Here is a 19778-nt window from a genome sequence, read left to right on the forward strand (position 1 = left end):
TCGTCGTGGTGGTCCGCTCCGTCGCGACCACGCCGCCCCCTTCTCAGGAGGAGCGTAGTTCCTCGACGTCCATGCATGTCTTCTTCGTCGCCGGACCGACGTCGCCGTCCTTGCTGACGACCGTCAGCGTGAAGCAGGGCTCGTCCCACTGCAGCGGCACCGGCAGCGTCACGCTCGATCCGCCGCGGGCCCGGGTCTGCGTCTCGGCGTCGCCGTACTCCTCGGGCAGGTCGACCCACTCGGCGGCGATGTCGTCGTTCGAGGACATCCCGTGCGGCGTGTCCCAGCTGATCTGCACGGTCGCGGGACTGGTTCCGTGCTCCTTCTCCAGCACCGTGGTCTGGACGTTCGTGGGCAGGTCCTCGGCCTGGACCTCCCAGGTGTCCTGGGTGGTGGCGGCCGTCGTCGTCGGCTCCTCCGGGACCACGAAGGTGCTGCGCACGAACGCCATCGTGCCCACGCCCAGTCCCACCACGAGCACGCAGGCGAGGACCACGAACGGCCAGACGGGGCCCCGCCGGCGGCCGGGCTCCGCGGAGGCGGCGCTGCCGGTGGCGTGAGCGCCCCCGACGGATCGTTGCTCGGCAGCGACGGAGCCGATCGGGGCGGGAGGTCGCGAGGTGGAGGGCGCTGCGGCAGGACGCAGCCGGGTCGCCGTGTCCTCCTCGGACCGGGGACGTCCCCGGTCGTCCACCCGCCGCCGATCCGTCACCGAGTCGGCGACTCCTGCGTACGGGTCCAGCACCGGACGCGACGGCGCATCGGGGTCGACCGTGGAGACCCGCCGGATGTTGGTGTGGGCCTCGATGTCGTTCTCACCGGTGTGCTCGGCCGGGTGCGCGGGGCCGTGCTCGTCGAGCACGTCCATCTGCGTGATCGGCAGCGACATCGCCATCTCGACCTGCTGCAGGGCACGTCCGAAGGCCAGCGCCGATTCGTAGCGGCCCTCGGGGGCCTTGGCCATCGCCACCGACAGCGCCCGGTTCAGGGCTTCGGGCACGTCGGGGCGGCTCAGCGGTGCCAGCGGCTCCGAGCTGATCCGCGCGATCAGGTCGCTCGCCGAGTTGCTGCCGGCGGGCCGCTCGAACGGGGTGCGGCCCGCGATCAGCGAGTAGACGGTCGCGGCGAGCGCGAAGACGTCGCTGCGCACCTCGGCGCGCGGCGGATCGGCGAAGGCCTCGGGAGCCGACCACGGGATCGACAGGCCCTGGCTGTCGTCCGGCTCGAAGGAGCCGCCGGCGGCCACCGAGATCCCGAAGTCCGTGAGCGCCGGCCGGTTGTACTCGGTGACCAGGATGTTGGCCGGCTTGATGTCGCGGTGGAGGATGCCCGCCCGGTGCGCCGTCTCGACGGCTCCGGCGATCTGCACACCGACCCTCAGCGCCTCTGCCACCGAGATCCGCTCACGACGGAACCGCGCGCCGTAGTTCGGGCGCGGGCAGTACTCCATCACGATGCACGCCGTGTGCTCGGGGGTGACGTCGGCCTGGTGGATGGTGACGATCGAGGGATGGGTGGACATCGTCGCCATCACGTTCGCCTCGGCATCGAACTGACGGCGCACGCTCTCGTCCAGGACGCTGGCCGAGAGCACCTTGATCGCGACCCGACGCTGGGGGCGCTGCTGGCGGTAGAGGAACACGTCGGCGAAACCGCCTGATCCCAGCAGCTTCTCGAACTCGTAGCCCTCCAGGGAGGGCGGCCGGGCAGGTGGCCTCGAGGTCATGACGGCCTCCCGCGCAGCCGGAGTCTCACGCCGTCGCCCAGGTCCAGGACGTCGCCGTCGGCGAGCACGGGACTCTGGCCCGGGTGCAGGCGCAGCGGCTGGTCCCCAGCGCGCAGCAGAGTCGTGCCGTTGGTCGTCTGCAGGTCCTCGGCCAGCACGTGCCACCCCTCGAGCCGCAGCGCGAGGTGCGAGCGGGAGATGTCCTGCTGGGGGCTGGGCACGGTGATCAGCTGCGGCACGTGGTCGCCGCTGACTCGGGAGGCGCGAGGGCGGCGGCCGACGATCGCCGAACGATCCAGCAGGAAACTGCCGCCCGTGCTGATCTCGATCAGGCCCAGGGGCGGGCGTGCCACCGTGCGGACGGGTCCCTCGATGGGCGCATCGCACCAACGGCAGCGGGTCAGTTCCGGCGGGTTCGCGTGCCGATGCACGCAGACGGTGCCCGGCAGTGTCACCGGTTGGGCGGGGGCCGTGGGGGCCTGCCCGTTCGAGGAGGCGGGCACAGGGGCGGGCACCTCGGGTGTGCTGGCGGCGCCGGTGGCCGGGTCGGGCACGGCCGGGTCCGGGGACCGTGCCGGGGTCGGGGCGGGCCTCTCGACGGCCGCCCTCGCGCGAGCGGCGGTGCGCTGGACCTCCGGCGTGGTCCGACGCATCCCGGGCACCCAGTCGATGAAGTCGCTGCCCGTGCTCTCCTCGGGAACGGCATCGGTGTCCGTCCGGTACTCTGCACCCGCCCCGTGCTCAGCGCCCGACCCGCGCTCCGTCCCCGTCTCCTCGAGGCCGAAGGGCTCGGCGTCGAGGGTCGTCTCGGGGGCTCGGCCATCGCCGCCGCGGACGGGCTCCTCGTCGGCGGCCGGGGCCGCGTCGGGCTCCTGCGACTCCTCGGCTCCTTCGCCGCCGCAACGCACGGCGGCGGCCTCGATGCTGCGGTGGAGCGTGCGCCCGAAGAGGTCGTCGTAGGCGCCGCCACTCTCACCGATCACGGCTCCCAGCTCGCTCGTCTCACCGGAGCCGGAACGGCCCGGCGTCTCCTCCGGCGGGCTCTCCTGCGCGTCCTCGGCGTCGACGGGCTCGATGCGGGTGATCGGGGACGACGCGCCGTCCTCGACCGGGTCGGGGGACGCGCCGAAGCCGGGCGCCTCGGACGCGGAGGCAGGCGTTCCGGACGCGGCGGCAGACGTCCCGGACGCGGCAGTCCCCTCCGTCACCGGCCTGGGCGCTGCGGGAGCGGCGGAGCTCGGCACCGTGCTCGTCCCCGTCGGCCGTCGGCGCCGGTCGAACAAGGAGGAGGACAGCAGCCGGGAGGATCGTGCAGGAGTCGGGGCGGGCGCCTGTGCGACGGGCGCATCGCGCGGCCCCGTCGATTCCGCTTCTCGGGCCGGCTGCCCCTGCGGTGCCGCCTCCCGGGGAGCCGGCTCCTGCGGTGCCGGCTCCTGCGCCACGGGCTCTTCGAGGGAGGACGGGGCGGCGGCCTGCGCCGGCTCGCGGGGTGCATCGCCCTCGGGCGCCGGAGTCGCTGCGCCCACCTCGTGCTCCTGGTCCACGGGAGTCTTCGCGGAGAAGAGGTCGTCGAACATGCTCGGCGCGGCGGCGGCCCCGGATGCCCGCGGCCCGGTGACGCTCGGGGGCGGGGTGGAGGACCCCGAGGGCCGCGACGAGGCGGAGGGGCCTGGGCGTGCGGCCGCTTCCTTCTCCCGCTCGGCCTCCCGCCGCTCGGACTCGGCCTTCCTCTCGGCAGCCTTCTGTGCGGCGCGCTCCTTGGCCTCCGGATCGGCGATGGACCGGCCCTGCTCCTCGACCTCCCGCTGCAGCTGCGTGAGCGCCGCGTCGTCGAGGTCCTCGGGGTCCACGCACATGGTGAGGAATCCGCGCACCCGGCACATGCCCTCCACGATGCGCAGCGCCGCGCCCGGCTCCTCCGCCGGCAGGTCCCCGAAGGCGACGCGACGGACGTCGGTGAGCGGGGAGATCACGGCGGGGCCGTCGGCCGTCCCGGCCAGCAGCGAACACCCCTCGGGAGTGTGGACGGCCAGCGGGCTGGTGCCTCTCACCCCGAGGGTGACCTCCGTCCCGTCGCCCAGCGCGAACAGCACGGGCGGGAGACGGTCCTCGGTCTCGAACTCACTGCCGGCGGCGAGCTTCTCGAGAACCGCTTCGGCATCGGGAGGGTCTCCCAGGACGCTCCAGGCGGACTCCACGAGGGATCGTTTGACGCCGGGGACCAACAGCATCCACCCCGCTCTACGCTGCACGAAGGTCGCGGGTCCGGGATTGAACCAGGCTCCGCGACCGAGCAGCGAGGGGGTCTCGCTCACCTCTGCGTGTCCTGGTCGGCGGCCTCACTCCCGCGCGGGAGCGTGTCCTCCTCGACCTCGAGGGCGACCTCGACGGCGGACGCCGGAGCATCCGTCTCCACCTGCTGCGAGCGGCCCGAGGGGAGCCCGGCCACGCCCGTCGCCTCGACCACCACGACGCTGACGTTGTCGTGGCCGCCGGCCTCGACGGCCCGACGGACGAAGGTCTCCGCGGCTTCCTCGACATCGGCCGAGGTGCGCAGAAGCTGCTCGATCTCGGCGTCCTCTAGCTCGTTGGTCAGGCCGTCGGAGCACACCAGGATCCGGTCCCCGATCTCCGTGGGGATCAGCCAGTAGTCCGGGTCGGGGGCGTCACCGACCCCGAGGGCCCTGGTGATCATGTGGCGGTAGGGGTGGATGCGTGCCTCCGCCTCCGTGAGGTCACCGTGGTCGATGAGCTCCTGCACCACCGAATGATCGACGCTGACCTGCTCGAACAGATCGCCGGAGAGACGGTAGACGCGCGAGTCGCCGAGGTTCATCACCACCCAGTAGCCCACACCGTCCAGGACGGCCGTGGCCACGAGGGCGACCGTGGTGCCGGCGCCGCGTTCGTCGTCCCCGCTCAGGGAGGTGATGCGGGTGCCGGCGCCGCGCAGGGCCTCGCCGAGCTGTTCGATCGTCACGTTCTCCTGGACGGTGAGCTTCTCGAACTCCTCTACGGCGATCGCGCTGGCGACCTCACCGGCGTTGTGCCCGCCCATGCCGTCGGCGACGAGGTGGATGGGGTGCACGTCCAGCACCGAGTCCTCGTTGGTCTCGCGCACGCGGCCGACGTCGGTCGCGTGCGCGGAGCGCACACGGACGGTGCCGGGCAGGTCGGGGTCGGTCAGAGAGGGGTCGATCACTGCATGCGCTCCACGGTGAAGGTGCGGTCCCCGACCGCGAGGGCGGCGCCGTCGGGCAGGGACATGGGCGTGTGGGGGTCGAGGTCCTGGCGGGTTCCGTCGGCGAGGATCACGGCCGATCCGTTGGTGGATCCGAGATCCTCGACCGTCAGGCCCTCGATGGCGGCCTCGATCCGCAGGTGGTTCTTGGAGACCGAACGGGTGTCGTCGGCGACGACCAGTCTCGCGAGGTCGTCCTGCGTTAGCGGGTTGCGGCCGAGGACGGCGCGGCCGCGCACCTCGTGCACGGTACCGTCGTCGAGACGGAGCCGGTACGTCGGACGACGCAGCGGCGAGATGCGGGTGGCCTCGAGGTCGCCGAGGTCATCGTCCACCGGGGCCTGCGCGGCGCGCGTGGACTCCTCGACGCCGGCAGCTGCCACTGGCTGTCCGTCCCGTGACGGGGAGGCGTCGGAGGGCCCGGCCGCGGCCGTCCCCCGGGCATCGTCGGGAGAGGCAGCTCCTGTGGGCAGGGACGGGGACGAGGTCCATGCCGCGCTCGAACCGGGAGGGGTCGCGGCGGCCGGCTCCGACGACTCGACGGGGACCTGCGGAGCCTCCGCCCGCCGGTCCGGGTCGATGCTCGGGCCCGGTCCGCCGCTCGGGCCCGGGTCAACGCTCGAGCTCGGGGCGACGCTCGGGCTCGGGGCGGCCCCGGGCGGCGCCCAGGGGTCGATCACGGCCGGTGGGTCCTGGTGCCCGACCGAGTGCTGCTCGCCCTGCTGAGCATCCGCCGAGGACGGGGTCGTGCGACGAGCGGGCTCCGCTTCCCCTCCTGAGGGCGCCTGGGCCGCAGGCGCCTGGGCCGACGACGCTTGCGGGGCGGGAGGCCCGGACTGCTCGCGAGGTGGTGCCCACGGTGAGGAGGTGATGACGTCACCGTCCGCGCTCGGTCGGGCGGGCTGGGCATCCTGTCCCCGGTGTTCGGAGCGGGCGGGCTCCTGCTCCGCTGCCGCGGCGTCCCCTCCGGTGCTCTCCCATGCGGCTCCCGGACGGGCCGTGAGGTTCTCCCGCACGTCCACGGGCACCGAGGCGCGTCCGAGGTACTCGGCGGCTCCAGGGCGCTCGAAGTCGTCGGGTCGCGGCAGCAGGGGGTTGCGTCCCTTGCGCACGTCGACGACGATCCCGCCGACCATACGGTCGTGGAATCCGCGCCCGTGGCCCCGGGGGTCCAGGAACACCGAGAGACCCATCAGCCAGGAGAGTGCCCAGAACACGAGGTAGCGGCCCAGGGCGCGGACGAACCCCAGAGGCTGCGACGTGTCCTCGCGCACCACCCGGAGCCCCAGGATGAAGGTGCCCGGGGTGAAGCCCTTGCTGCCCTGCAGCCAGATCACCACCAGGGCGTACGCGAGAGGCAGGGCGACGCCCACGCCGCACAGGATGGTCGCGGCGGTCGGTGCCGTGCGGAACGCCACCAGGATCACGCCGATCCACAGCGGGAGGGCGATCAGCAGGGAGGCGACGCCGTCGATCAGGTAGGCGAGGATGCGCTTGCCCGGACCTCCCGGCGCACAGCCGTCCAACGGCGGAGCGAGGGGCCCGCGGCCGTCACCGGCGGCGACCTGCCCCGACGAGGGCGCCGGCGCCCGGCCCCAGGGCTCGGCGCTGTGCTGTGCGTCCATCCCCCGATCGTACTGGCCCGGAGGCCGCAGGGACGTGCCGCCGGGCTCCGGAGGAGCGGGAACACTGCTGCCCAGCAGCTCGATGCCCTCCGGATCCGAGGGCCCCGCAGCGGCGGGCGCCGGACGCCGGGAGGGCCGCGGGGGCGGGGCCCACGCGTCGGGTGCGTCCGTCGCCCGCTTCTCGTAGGGCGACTCCCGGTAGCGGGCTCCGCACTCACCGCAGATCGCCGCGCCGGCGCTCAGCAGGGCACCGCACGTGCTGCAGTAGCGCGGTGTGCCGGCGTCGGGACCCGGCGAGCTCGCCTGCCCTGCGTGACTGCTCATCCTCGATCCCCCCCCCTGCATCGTGCGGCACGGCGCTCGCGCCGGCTCCGGAGGCTGCCGGCGCCCCTGTCGAGCCCGCTGCGGACGGCGCCGGTCGCTCGACCGACGGCACCGCGGACCGCTGCGATCGCGGCGGGACCATCCGACGAAGAACCGTACCCCGCGCGGGCCGACCTCGCAGCGCCCGCTCGCCGCCCGCGGCGTTCCTGCCCCGCCTCTCGGCCATGGGCGCGGAAGGAGCGCAGTGACGCCGTGGCCAGCAGTCGGCGGTGCCAGGGCAGACCGGCGGTCATACGGCGCCGGCTCTCCATCACGCCGGCCCAGTAGGCCTCCAGGTCGGATTCGGCCGGGACCTCGGGCGCGAAGGTCGCACGGTCGGCGCCGGCAGCCAGACGGTCCACCTGCTCCGCCGCCTGCTCACGCGTCGTCCCGTCGGGCCCGTCCCCCTCCCCGGGAAGGGCCTCGCCGATGTGCCGGGCCGTCTCCCGCCGGGTGGCACGGGTGGCCGGGGTGTGGCCGAGGTCGAGGTGCAGGTCGACGAGCTCGCGCCACCCGCCGTCGACGCGGTCGCCCGGGGCGCCGCGCCACCTGCGATCACGACGACGCATCGTCTTCGCCCCGGCGATCACGCCGAGCGTGGCAGCGGCCAGCAGCACCAGCAGTCCGATCCCCGAGGTGAACCCGACCCACAGCGACGCCGGCTCGTCGGGGTCCGGCGGGTCGGGCTGGTCCTCGGCGATGGCCCCGGGCGGAGGGGTGGGCGGCTCGGCCGGGGGCGGCGGCGGCTGCGGGACCTGCGGCTGCGGCTTGTCGGTGGTCTTCTTCTCGGGCTGGGTGAGGTTGTTGTCCTTGTCGGGAGCCGGATCGAAGCGCTCCCAGTGGATCGCGGAGGAGCCGGGCTCCTGGAAGGCGACCTCGACCCAGGCGGTGACGTCGTCACCGGTGACCGTCGCGGTGCCGTGCTCGGCCTCGTCGACGTCGAAGCCCATCACCACACGGGCGGGGATGCCGATCTCGCGCGCCATCACCGCGGTGAGGACGGCGAACTGCTCCTCGTCGCCGATCTTGCCCTGGGGCGCGGCATCGGCCTCCGAGCGGTCGAACGACGGCTCGTTGAGCATCGCGAGCAGGCGCGCCTGGCCGTGGCCCGAGAGGGAGGCCTGCTCGTCGTCGATGCCGTGGGAGTACTCGGCCTCGGCCTGGATCCCGAGCAGCAGGTTCTGCATGGTCTCGTAGTCGGTGGGGGCGCCCTCCGCCCACTCCTGCGCCTGGGACTTGAGGTGCGGGTCGAGACCCTCGGTCCTCGGGAGGCTCTCGGCCACGTCACCGGCGAAGCGCATCGAGTGCTGCTGCTCATCGTCGGCGGCCTTGTACGGCTCGTAGCGCAGGGTGTAGCTGTCGCCCTGTCGCAGCCCGGAGGAGTCCACGAGCGTCTGCGAGCGGCGGTTCAGGAAGAGGGTGTCCCCGATGCTGCTGCCGCCGGCGTCCTGGGACGCGGCGTCCTTCGGATCGACCCGGTCGGTTCCGGTGCCGACCGTGGGCATCCAGACGCCGGAGTAGCCGTCGACGGTGACCGTCGCCGACTTCGCCCGGGAGCTCGGCTCGCTGAGGTCGACGTCCCCGGCGACCTTGAGGAAGGCCCCGGAGGGCGAGCGCGCGTCGGAGCTCCCTGCGACGTCGTAGACCTGCAGGTTGTAGTCGTCGAGAGTGGCCAGGCGGACGGAGTCGCCGTTCGAGATGCCGTCGACGGTGAACAGCTTCTCCTCGCGCCGGTGCTTGATGTACCCGCGGAAGTCGGCCAGCGGGGAGACGTACTGCCGGGGGTCGAACTGCGGGGTCATGGTGTCGCGCAGCGCGAAGCGGGCGGTCCCTGCCGGCGGGTCGAGCGTCGGGCTCGCCGCGGCGGTGAGACCGGCGCTCAGCAGGAGGATCACTCCCCCGCCGATCACGCGTCGGCGCAGCACGGGGTTGTGCCAGGAGCCGGGGCGCACGGTGTCGGAGATGATCGTGGAGCGGGAGTCCCGCAGCCGAGCGCTCTCGAACCTCCAGCTGAGCCAGGCCAGGGAGAGCGCTGCGAACAGCAGCCCGCGCAGCAGCGGCAGCGTGGCCGTCGTCGTGCCGAAGACGATCGAGCACGCGAGCATCCCGCACGGGAACAGCCAGGCGAGGGCGTAGTGGCGTGTGCGCAGCAGCACCGAGAATCCGGCGACGACCAGCAGCAGCATCGGCAGCCAGACCACGCCCAGCACACCGTCGCCGATGCCGATCGGCGGGCTCATGGTCAGCGCGCTCTTCCACGTGGTCACGGGCATCCGCAGCAGGTCCAGCAGCGAGGCCGGCGTGGGCAGCGCGCCCCAGCGGGCGCGGGCGGGCACCGCGAACGCGGAGCCGAGCAGGAAGTGGACGATCACGAGGGCGAGCGTCAGCAGCAGGGGGCCGAAGCGCCAGCGGGCGCCGGCGAGCGCGATCCCGGCGGAGAGGATCAGGGCCATCAAACCTGTCACCAGGTACCAGGGGCCCCCGAACACCGAGTGGTACCCGAGCAGCGCGAGCACGAACAGGACGGCGAGGACGCCGGCGTCCGCGGCGACCTCGCCCGCGGTCCGCACCGGGGCGCCGGGCCGCGTCTCGCGGGGGCTCATCGTCCCACCGTCCGCATCGCCATCGGCAGGCTCTCGAGCCTGCCGAGGGTCACCATCTCGAGACCTCCGAGGGTCGAGCGCCGCACCTCGGCCCCGCTCTCGCAGCGCACCGCGATCGGCAGCACACCGGGCGGGAAGCGGTTCGCCGCCTGGTTGAGCTCGGTGGGCGTCGTGAGCGAGCCGACCACGAGGACCACCGCCGATGCGCTGGGGGCGATGTCGGCGCACTTCTGCCCGAGGTCACGCAGCGTCCTGCGACCGCGGTGCGGCTCCACCACGGTGTAGTCGTCCAGCAGCAGCCGTCGGGTCCGGGTGCGCTGACGCGCCCCCGTGGTGACGGCGGTCAGCTCCTTCTCCTCGAGCAAGGTCTGCACGGAGACCGACGCGGCGGCGGAGACGGCCAGCTCGAACTCGTCCTCGTCGGCGAAGTCACCGAGACGATCGGCGAGGGCGACGACCACGTGCGCTCGCCGGGTCTCCTCGAACTGGCGCACCATGAGCTTGCCGGTGCGCGCGGTCGTGCGCCAGTGCACGTGCCGGCGGTCATCGCCCGGGGTGTAGTCCCGCAGCGCGTGGAAGGCGATGTCGGAGCTGGAGAGGTCGGAGGAGGGCGTTCCCTCGAGGTCGCGCAGGTAGCCGCTCGCCGCCTCGTCGAGACGGACGGTGCGCGGGTGGACGTACAGCTCCTGGGCCTTCGCCCACGTCACCTGACGACGCATCAGGGACAGCGGGTCGTCACGCACGGAGCGCACCGGGCCGACGACGAGCACGGCACGGCGGCGGGTGGGCACCGCGAACAGTTCCTCGTGGCCGGCACCGGCGCCCAGGCGCGGCACCAGGAACTGGGCGCGGGCCGCGCCCACCGCCAGTTCGATGCGCGAGGGCAGGATGGCCCGATCGGTGGGGTTCCTGACCTCGACGCGGCCGACGGCGCGGGTTCCCACGACCACCCGGTGGGACTGCAGGTCCAAGGTGATCTCGTAGGAGGTGCGCCCCAGCACGAACACGGCCGCGATCAGCAGCGGGATCAGCAGCGCGAGCGCGATCACGTTCAGCTCCGTCACGTGCAGGAGAAGACCTGCGATGCCGCACACGAGCACGGCGGCCAGCAGGCACCAGCCGATCGGCGAGACGACGGCGAGGACGGGCCGCGCCCGGCGCCAGCTGCGGGTCGCCGCGCCCCGCAGGGTCTCGCGCGCACTGCGCCTCGGTTCCTCGTGCCGGCCGGCGTCTCCACTCCCGGAGATCGTCGGTGCCGTGTCGCCGGATGCGGCGGTCCCGTCCACGGCGCCGTCTGCGACGGCGCGCGCGGTGGACACGCTCCCGCCCGCGCCGGGAGTCGGCGCGGTCGGGGTCATCTCGTACGGAGTGCCGACCTCCGAGCGGGTGGGCGGGGTGCTCATGCGGTCTGTCGGCGGGCCTGCGGGGGTGCGACCTCGGAGAGGATCCTGCTCATCACACTGCGCGCGCTGGCGCCGGCGAACTCCGCCTCGGGATCCAGCACGAAGCGGTGCAGCCAGACCGGGTCGACCAGGTCCTTGACGTCGTCGGGGATCACGTAGTGGCGGCCGTCGGCAGCTGCCCACACCTTGACCGCGCGCATCAGCGCGAGAGCGCCACGGATGGAGACGCCGACCCGCACCTCGTCGGCCAGGCGGGTCTCCTCCATCAACCGGGAGACGTACTCGAGCACGGCCGGGTCCACGTGCACGGTCGCGGCCAGCTCGGTCATGTCGTCGACCGCCTGCAGGGAGATCTTGGGGCTCAGCGCGCGGCTGCGGTCACGGATCGCCGATCCCTGCAGGATCTGCACGCTCGAGGCGTGGTCCGGGTACCCCAGGGAGGTCTTCATCAGGAAGCGATCGAGCTGGGCCTCGGGCAGGCGGTAGGTGCCGGCCTGCTCGATGGGGTTCTGGGTGGCGATCACGAGGAACGGGGAGCCGACCTCATGGGTGATGCCGTCGACCGTCACCCGGCCCTCCTCCATCACCTCGAGCATGGCCGACTGGGTCTTCGGGGAGGCGCGGTTGATCTCGTCGGCCAGCACGATGTTGGAGAAGACCGGGCCCTTGTGGAATTCGAACTGCTTGGAGGCCTGGTCGTAGATCGTCACGCCGGTGACGTCGGAGGGCAGCAGGTCGGGGGTGAACTGGATGCGCGTCGACATGCCCTGGACGGTCGCGGCGAGCGCGCGGGCCAGTGACGTCTTCCCCGTCCCCGGCGCGTCCTCGAGCAGGACGTGTCCCGGGGCGAGCATCGAGGTGAGGACGAGGCGCACCACGTCGCTCTTGCCCAGGACGGCCTGGCCGACGCTCTGGACGAGCTTGTCGAAGGTCTCGGCGAACCACTTCGCCTGGTCGGGGGTCATGCTCACGGGGATCTCCGATGGTGCTGGGATGGGACTTGCTGTGATCTGCAGTGCGGGCCTACGACTCCGGTTCGGTGATGGTCGCTACCTTCTTTCCGTCTAGCAGAACGTCGAACTTCTTGCCGGGATAGCCGTGGAAGTATCTGTTCTCACTGGTGAACTTCCCGTCGCCGTTTGCAGAGACCGACTTCGGGAGGCTGCTCGCACCGTCCGACCACTTGCTCGATGTCTCGTACTCGTAGAAATCGAGTTGGTACGACTTGCCTGGTTCCATGTTCTCGAGGGTGAATGAGAACCACCGACAACTTCCCTGTTCGCAGCCGATCTCGCCAGAGGCACCGTTCTTGGCGCCCCACTTCACCGAGTCGCTCAGCTTCGGTGTCGGTGACTTGCTTTTCTCGTTCGCCGAGGCGGTTCCGCTCACGAGGCCTGCGCTGTTGATCGCCCGGGCGTCGACGGTGTACTTCTTCCCGCCCTCGGTGCCGAGCTCCGCGCTGCCGCCGTCGGCCCCGAGGTCCTTCCAGTCGCCGCCGTTGACGCGGTACTGGACCTTGCTGACGCCGATGCCGCCCCCGCCGTTGGCCGAGACCTTCGCGCTCACCGGGCAGGAGGTCCCGCTGCAGTCCCCGGTGCTGAGGGACAGCGCGGGCTTCGCGGGCTTCGTGTACGGGCGTACGGCCTTGGAGGGCTTGGAGATCTCGGATTCCCCGCCGCTGAAGCGGTTGTACGCCTGCACAGTGAAGGTGTAGTCGGTGCCGTTCTTCAGGCCGTCGATCTGCACCGAGTCCTTCGAGGCGTCGACCTCCTTCGAACCGCCCCCGGGCCAGCGCACGAGGTAGTGGTCCAGTGGAGTGCCGCGGCCGTCGGCCTTGTCCCAGCTCACGTTCACGCGGCCGTTGGGACCGTCACCGCTCTTCGCGTCCGGCAGCGAAGCGCTCACATTCTTGGGTGCGGCCGCCTTGGAGTATGCGGTGACGGGGTTCGACTCACCGGAGGCCCCGCCCTCTCCCACCGAGTTCGTGCCCATGTAGGTGAAGGTGTACTCGGTGTTCTGGTCGAGGCCGTCGAAGCGGCCCGAGGTGTCCTCGAAGGTCTGGGACTTCGAGCTGCCGCCGCCGTCCTTCGGGTGCGCGGTCACCGTGTACTTCGTGACCTTCTCACCGTTCTGCTCCTTCCCGCTCATCGCGGGCCAGCTGAGGGAGACGGCGCCCCCGAGCTCGTCGTTGACGCGCTTGGCGGTGATCTTCCCCGAGGGCGCCGTGGGCTTGCCCGCGGGGTGCTCCGGGGAGGAGGACCCCGACCAGTCCGAGGGGTCGTCGGCGCGGTTCTTCGCCCGCACCCGGAAGGTGTAGTCCACGCCGTTGGTCAGGTCGTCCACCGTGGTCGAGGTCGCGCTGCCATTGACCGGGACGGTCCTGGTGGAGCCGTCCTTCCCGATCATCTGCAGGGCGTACTCGGTGATCGCAGAGCCGCGGTTCACCGGAGCGTCCCAGCTCACCTTGAGCCGGCCGTCCCCGCGCTCGGCGTGGGGCGCGTCCGGCTTCTCGGGCTTCACGTCGGGACGGGCCTTCGCCGATGCGGCCGACGGGTCCGACGGGCCCACCTCGTTGTTCGCCCGCGCGGTGAAGGTGTACTCGGTGTCGTTCTTCAGACCGGTGACCTTGCAGGTCGTGCTCTTGCAGGTCTGCTTCACCGAGCCGCCGCTCGCGGAGCTGACGGTGTAGTCCTCGATGGGTGCCCCGTTGTCGTCGCCCGGTTCGATCGACAGCACGACGAAGCCGTCCCCGGTCTCGGAGACCCGCGGCGCCGAGGGCTTCTCGGGCTTGCCGCGCACATCGACCGTGATCTCACCGGTGGTCCGACGGTCGGGGTCCTTGGTGGCGTCCTCGACCGTGTAGGAGACGGTGGCGACCCCGTGGAAGTCCTCCGCGGGTGCGAGCGTCACCTCGTCACCCTTCTGGGTGGCCTCGATCCCGTCCGTCTTCGGGGACACGGAGACCAGGTGGACGGGCTTGCCCAGCGGCTTGGTGTCGTTGTCCGTGGGGCTCACCGTCTTGGTGTCCCCGGCGTCGACCCGGTAGCTGTCGTCCAGGGCCGTCGCCTTGGGCGCGTTGGATCCGGTGACGGTCCCGGTGATGGTGGTCTCGACGGGATCGTTGGTCCCGTCGGAGACGGTCACCGGCACCTCGAAGCTCGCCCCCTTGTCCACGGACGCATCGGCCTGGGCGGTGACCATCCCTTCGCTCGTGACGTCGACCGAGACGCCGTCGGCACCGGTGGGCTCGCCGGCCTCGAAGGTCAGCGGCTTGCCCTCGGGGTCCGTGTTGGTGCGCCGCAGGTCGACGGTGCGGGCGTCTCCGCCCTGCTCGACCTCGAGGTCGCTGCCCTGGACCTCCGGCGGGGCGTCGTCCTTCGCCTGGACGTCGACGGGGATGGCGAGCATCCCCACGGCCGCGGTGTCGTCCCCGCGGGGACCGTCGGTGACCTCGACGTTGATCGTGTCCTCGCCCGAGTAGTCCTCGGCGGCGCGGTACACGAGGTGCTTGTCGTCCTTGATCAGGCTCGACCCGTCGGAGTGCTGCGCGGAGACGGTGTCCGGGTCGGTGATGACCGGCGACTGCCCGCCCGGGCGCACACGCACGAGGTCGCTATCGCCGAGGTCGATGTTGGTCTCGGTGCCGGCCTGCACCGTGATCGGGTCGCCGACCCAGGCGGGGGCCTGCTTGGAGGTGCCGGGGACCCAGATGTACCCGCTCGCCGAGTGGTCGTCGAGGTCGGTGGCCGTGTAGCGCACCCGGAAAGGGTCCTCGCGCGGCGTGACGCGCACGATCCCCCGCTTCTCGTCCGCGATCCTCACCCCGTCGGGGTTCCCCTCGATCTCCAGGTCGAGGTCCTTCGCGCTCCCGTCGGGGTCGACGTCGTTAGACAGGGCGTCGACGTCCACGTGATCGGTGTCGGGGTCGAGGACCTCGGCGGTCGGGACGTAGTCGTCGGTCACGATGGGGGACCGCTCGGGGGCGTCCTCCTTCACGTCGAGCAGGATGGTGCCGGGCGTCGAGAGCGAGCCGTCGCTGACGCCGTAGGGGATCGAGTAGGTCCCCGGCTCCTCGGGCGTGACCACGTCGACCGAGGCGGCCCCCTTCGCGGAGTCCTGGATCTCCACCGCGGAGTCCTCGTCCTCCTCGCTCTCCCCGACCATGCCGCGGTCGATCGACAGCGGAGCCCCCTCGGGGTCGCTGTCGTTCTCGAGCGGGAAGATCTGCAGCTTGCGTCCGGGCTTGGCCGTCACCTCGTCGTCCTCGGAGACGGGGTACTGGTTGGTCTGGCTGCGCGCTGCGATGCCGACCTTGACCTCGGCCGTGCCGACCGCGCCGTCGCGGTCCATGACCTGGTAGCGGAAGGTGTCGGTGCCGGTGGCGTTCTCGTCGGGCGTGTAGTCGATCCACTGGCCGGTCGCGGACGTGACCCGTCCCTTGGTGGGGGCGTCGCCGGTGAGACCGGTGAGGATGACCGAGTCGCCGTCGGGATCCACACCGCTCAGGCTGACGGGGATCCTCACCGAGGAGCCGGCGACGGTGCGCGCGGTGAGGTTCTCGGGGGCGGGACGCTCGTTGTTGCCGTCGGCCGGGACCACGTTCATCCGCAGGCGAGCGGCCCCGGTGCGCCCGGTCTCGTCCCGTGCGGTGTACGAGACCGTCGTCTCGCCCTTGGCGTCGGGATCGGCGGTGAAGCGGACCTTGTCCTGGTAGGTCTCGAGCGTGCCGAGGCCCTCCGCCTCCTTCTCGTCGCCGAAGTCGTCGTCCAGGCTGAGGTCGGAGTCGATCGGGGAGGTGTCGTTGGCGAGCACGTCGGCCGTGACCAGGTCGCCCGCGCGCACGGTCACGTCGTCGTTGACGGCCTTGGGTTCGGCGCGCTGCGTGTCCGTCTTGACGATCATGGCCTGTAGGGACCCTTCGACCTCGCCGGCCTGGTTGGCGACGGTGTAGGAGATCGGGACGGGCCTGCCGTCGGTGGGGGCGTCCGGGCTCGCGGTGAGCTTGATCAGGTGATGGTCGAGCACACGCGCCTCGAGTCCGCTGTCCTCGGGGAGGTCGACGGAGTCGAGGACGAGCACGCCGCCGGTGGGGTCGACGTCGTTCTCCAGCGGGTCCACCAGTGTCGAGCTGCCGGCGGTGACCATCGAGAGGTCGTCGACCGCGACGGGCAGCTCGGCCTCGCTGCTGGGCTCTGCGACGTCGACGCGGATCAGGCCGGTCGCGCTCTGCGATCCGGCGACCACGGTGTAGCGGAGGTAATAGGTGCCCTCCTGACCGCCCGTCACCGAGACCGTGCCGGCGTCGAGGTCCTTGTCGAGCTCGATCCCGTCTCCCCCGCCCTCGACGGAGACGTCGGCCAGCTCGAGGTCGTCGCCGGTGGGACTCAGGTCGTTCTCGAGGGGCTCGAGGTCCACGGTGCTGCCGGCGACGATCTGCGTGTGGTCCGCGGTCGTGATCGGCGGGAGGTCGTCGTCCGGGACCACCTCGACCTTCAGCTCGCTCGTGAACTCCTCGCCCGTGGAGTCCCGCAGCGTCAGCGAGATCGACTTCTCCCCGTCGGCGAGACCGGCGTCGGTGTAGCTGACCACACCGTCGGGTGTGGACGTCACGCTGTCCTCGCCGTCCACGCTCGCCCCTGCGAGGTAGAAGTCGTCGCCGTCGGGATCGCGGAAGTACGGGAGCACGTTGAAGCTGAAGTCACGGCCTGAGCGCACCTTCATCTTCGGGGTCTCCTCGCGGGAGAGCTCGGGCGGGGCGCTGTCGCCCTCGTCCTTGACCTTGAGCGTCACCGTCGACTCGGCGGTGCCCCCACGACCGTCGGCGACCGAGTAGACGACGTCCTTCGTCGTCCCCGGCTTCGCGTCCTCGGGGACGTCGATCTGCAGCTGGGTGCCGCCACGGATGGGGGTGACGCGACCGAGCGGTCCCTCGTCCTTCTTCGGCGCGGCCGTGAGCACGTCGCCGTCGGGGTCCGTGTCGTTGCGCAGCACGTCGAGGACGGTGCTGGATCCCGGGCGCACCCCGAGCTCGTCGGGGTTCGCGACGGGATCGCGATTCTTCTCCTTGCGGTCGTAGTCGAGGTTCGCGACGGTGGAGGTCTTGGTCTCCTTCTCCTCCTGCTCGCGCTCGTCCTTCTTGATGTCCTGGGTCACGACCCAGTCGTCGACGAGGGTCATGTCCTCGGAGATCATCCAGGACAGACCGCTCTCCTGGTCGTTGAGGACCACGAGATCGCCGTTGACCCGCAGCTTGAGATCGTTGGCGTCGCGCGCATCGGGGATCGCTTCCGCCGTCACGGTGCCGCCGCAGGCGCGAACATAGCGCTGCGAGCCGTTCCAGGCCCCGTAGGCGCAGCCGCCAACCTGAGCGGGAGCGGTGGGTTCGCCGTTGCCGTGGGCGGAATGCTTCTCGGTCGCTCCCGCCTTGCCCGACAGCGGCACCCGGTAGAGCGTGTCGGAGGTGGCCAGCACGACTCCGTCGGCGTCCGGCCCGGGCTGCTGGAGCTGTGCCTTCGTGGTGCTCGACGGGGAGGCCCCGAGGTCGTCGAGCGACACGCTCGTCTTGCCCTTCTCCCCTATGCGCAGGAAACGGCTCTCGGTGTCCAGGACGACAGGGCTCTCGCCGACGGTGGTGAGCTGCACGGCACCATCCGTGGTCGAGAGCCCGTCGATCGTGGCGACCTTCTCAGGCTTGGATGCGGCCGGGTCGATCGAGCGCGGGATCTTGTAGAGATCATCGCCGTCGAGCACGTACACCGTCCCCGAGTCGGTCACCGCGAGCTTCGCGTTCTCGCCCTCCACACTCAGCGTGGGCTTCTGGGCCGACGGGCTGAAGCCGGCGAGCTGGCCGGCGTCGGCCACCCAGACCTTGCCCTTCGCTCCGATCATGCCGACCCGGTCCCCGCCCAGATCGACGACGGGGTCGACGCCGAGATTGATCGTGCCGCTGCGCTCGACGGCCGCACTGTCGACCGGGATGATTCCGCGGGGGCCGCTGACCAGGACGTTGTACCCGTCCTGCTGGACGTCGAGGTTCTCACCGTCGATGGACTCGCGGGCATCGAGCTCCTGCGCGTCCACGTTGACCCGGCCGAGCAGATGCTTGCCGTTGTTCAGCACCCAGACGCCGCCGTTGTTCACGCTGACGTCGGCACTGGCGAGTCCGTCGAAGCGCACGGCGCAGATGGTGATGACGAGAGCGAGGATCGCCAGCACGGCACTGGAGATGACGGTACGACGTCGTCTCCGGTCAGCTCTCGCGAACGCCACGTGTTCGTGTCCCCTCGTGCGGCCGGGTGGCGACGCCTCCCGGTCTCTCCCAACACGCGGCGGCGGCGATCCGTCCAGCTGCGCGCAGTCACCCCTCCGCCGGTGCGGTGAAGCCCTCGCAGATGCTACCGGGTGGGAGGCGAGGTTCCAATGGCGACCGGCACACGGACGTCAGGCCCAGGAGCTCCCGATCGATGGCGCCCTCTCAGGTCCCCTGGCGAGCGGCGCGCTCGGGAGTCGCGGGGGACGGCCCCCTCAGACGTCCCGGTCGACGAGGCCCCGGGTGACGTCGATCAGCGCGCTGCGCGCCGGGACGTCCGGCAGGTGCTCGAGGATCTCGATGGCCTCCCGCTCCAGGGAATGGGCCATCTCGAGGGTGTCGCCCACCGCCGGATCGCGGCGCAGCAGATCGACCAGCGCGGCGAGGTCGGCGTCCTCGGTGAGGTCGCCGTCCAGACGCGAGACGATCTCGTGAGTGTGCTCATCGGGACGCTCGGCATGACGGCGACGCACCAGCAGGGTGGGCATGGTCGGGATACCCTCGCGCAGGTCGGTCCCCGGGTTCTTCCCCGAGGTGCGGGCGTCGCTGCGAAGGTCCAGCACGTCATCGGCGAGCTGGAACGCGACCCCGGCCTTCTCCCCGTAGGCGCGCATCACGGAGGCGACCTCGCTGCCGGCGCCGGAAGTGATCGCACCGAGCTCACCGGCAGCGGAGAGCAGGGACGCGGTCTTGTCGGAGAGCACCGAGAGGTAGTGGTCGAACGGGTCGTCCTCCGGACCGGGTCCGACGGTCTCGTGGAGCTGTCCCATGCACAGTCGCTCGAAGGTCCGCGCGTGCAGGGCGACGACGTCGGGCCCCAGGCGCGAGCTCAGTCCGCTGGCACGAGCGAAGAGGAAATCACCGGTCAGGATCGCCACCGAGTTGCCCCACACCTCGTGAGCGCTCGTGGTGCCTCTGCGGGTGGGGGCGGAGTCCATGACGTCATCGTGGTAGAGCGATGCGAGATGGGTCAGCTCGACCAGGCAGGCCGCGTCCAGGACCTCTTCGCGACGCATGTCGCCCACCGCTCCGGCGAGGAGGACCATCAGAGGGCGAAGCCTCTTGCCGCCGGCCTCCAGGAGGTGACGGGCTGTCCAGTTCATCAGGGACTCGGACACGGAGACCGCGTCGCCGAGGCGCTGTTCCACTGCGCTGAGGCAGTCGAGGATGTCCTCGGAGAGCTGCTCGTCGACGTCCGGGAAGGACGAGAGGGGAGATTCCACGTGTCGTCCTCTCGCGCGCGGGATCCTGGTGACGGCCCCGGCGTCCCGAGGGCCAGGTCGAGTCTAGCGCCCGCGCCCCTGGTTCACCCGCCTCCGGCGCCGGTCGATGGAAGACACCACATCCGCTCATCCGACCGAGCTGCGGCGAGAGCCGCACCGCGCCGGCGAGGCCTGACGCGCGACATGACGAGGGCATGAAAAAAGGGGTTGTGGCTCGTCACCGCGCTCGACCACCACCACGAACCCTGGTGGCGGGAGCAGCTCGTGACGAGCCACAACCCCTTT

At 71.6% G+C, this 19778-nt stretch carries 9 protein-coding genes; all 9 read right to left on the reverse strand.

Annotated elements, in window-relative coordinates; translation table 11 throughout:
• Positions 1-43: 43 nt before the first annotated feature.
• The 9 genes from DEO23_RS15520 to DEO23_RS15560 all read right to left on the reverse strand — a co-directional run bounded on the left by DEO23_RS15520 (position 44) and on the right by DEO23_RS15560 (position 19493).
• Positions 44-1726 (reverse strand): serine/threonine-protein kinase, encoded by a 1683-nt coding sequence (locus DEO23_RS15520; RefSeq protein ID WP_109276938.1) that lies wholly within the window; start codon positions 1724-1726, stop codon positions 44-46.
• The gene (locus DEO23_RS15525) at positions 1723-4041 is read right to left on the reverse strand and encodes an FHA domain-containing protein (protein ID WP_109276939.1); all 2319 of its coding nucleotides are present in this window, start codon (positions 4039-4041) and stop codon (positions 1723-1725) included. Before DEO23_RS15525 ends, DEO23_RS15520 begins: the two co-directional genes overlap by 4 nt.
• Positions 4038-4928, reverse strand: coding sequence for a PP2C family protein-serine/threonine phosphatase (locus tag DEO23_RS15530; protein ID WP_109276940.1), 891 nt, complete (start codon positions 4926-4928; stop codon positions 4038-4040). Before DEO23_RS15530 ends, DEO23_RS15525 begins: the two co-directional genes overlap by 4 nt.
• Complete coding sequence (locus tag DEO23_RS15535; protein ID WP_240613449.1) at positions 4925-6592, reverse strand: RDD family protein; 1668 nt, start codon at positions 6590-6592, stop codon at positions 4925-4927. The genes DEO23_RS15530 and DEO23_RS15535 overlap by 4 nt, the downstream gene beginning before the upstream one ends.
• Before the next feature lie 320 nt (positions 6593-6912).
• Positions 6913-9558, reverse strand: coding sequence for a transglutaminase TgpA family protein (locus DEO23_RS15540; RefSeq protein WP_109276942.1), 2646 nt, complete (start codon positions 9556-9558; stop codon positions 6913-6915).
• Positions 9555-10961, reverse strand: a complete 1407-nt coding sequence (locus DEO23_RS15545; protein ID WP_165831879.1) for a DUF58 domain-containing protein — start codon at positions 10959-10961, stop codon at positions 9555-9557. Before DEO23_RS15545 ends, DEO23_RS15540 begins: the two co-directional genes overlap by 4 nt.
• Positions 10958-11932, reverse strand: coding sequence for an AAA family ATPase (locus DEO23_RS15550; RefSeq protein ID WP_165831880.1), 975 nt, complete (start codon positions 11930-11932; stop codon positions 10958-10960). The genes DEO23_RS15545 and DEO23_RS15550 overlap by 4 nt, the downstream gene beginning before the upstream one ends.
• 52 nt (positions 11933-11984) lie before the next feature.
• Positions 11985-18176 carry an Ig-like domain-containing protein gene (locus DEO23_RS15555; protein ID WP_240613450.1) on the reverse strand — a complete coding sequence of 2064 codons (6192 nt, stop codon included), beginning with the start codon at positions 18174-18176 and terminating at the stop codon, positions 11985-11987.
• 309 nt (positions 18177-18485) lie between these two features.
• The gene (locus tag DEO23_RS15560; protein ID WP_109276944.1) at positions 18486-19493 is read right to left on the reverse strand and encodes a polyprenyl synthetase family protein; all 1008 of its coding nucleotides are present in this window, start codon (positions 19491-19493) and stop codon (positions 18486-18488) included.
• Positions 19494-19778 lie beyond the last annotated feature (285 nt).

Source organism: Brachybacterium endophyticum, from assembly GCF_003130585.1.
GTDB classification, from domain to species: Bacteria; Actinomycetota; Actinomycetes; order Actinomycetales; family Dermabacteraceae; genus Brachybacterium; species Brachybacterium endophyticum.

Excerpts from the sequence above, each read along its gene's own strand:
- DEO23_RS15520 (WP_109276938.1), bottom strand. The coding sequence starts at position 1,726 with ATGACCTCGAGGCCACCTGCCCGGCCGCCCTCCCTGGAGGGCTACGAG.
- DEO23_RS15540 (WP_109276942.1), bottom strand. The coding sequence starts at position 9,558 with ATGAGCCCCCGCGAGACGCGGCCCGGCGCCCCGGTGCGGACCGCGGGC.
- DEO23_RS15545 (WP_165831879.1), bottom strand. The coding sequence starts at position 10,961 with ATGAGCACCCCGCCCACCCGCTCGGAGGTCGGCACTCCGTACGAGATG.
- DEO23_RS15535 (WP_240613449.1), bottom strand. The coding sequence starts at position 6,592 with ATGGACGCACAGCACAGCGCCGAGCCCTGGGGCCGGGCGCCGGCGCCC.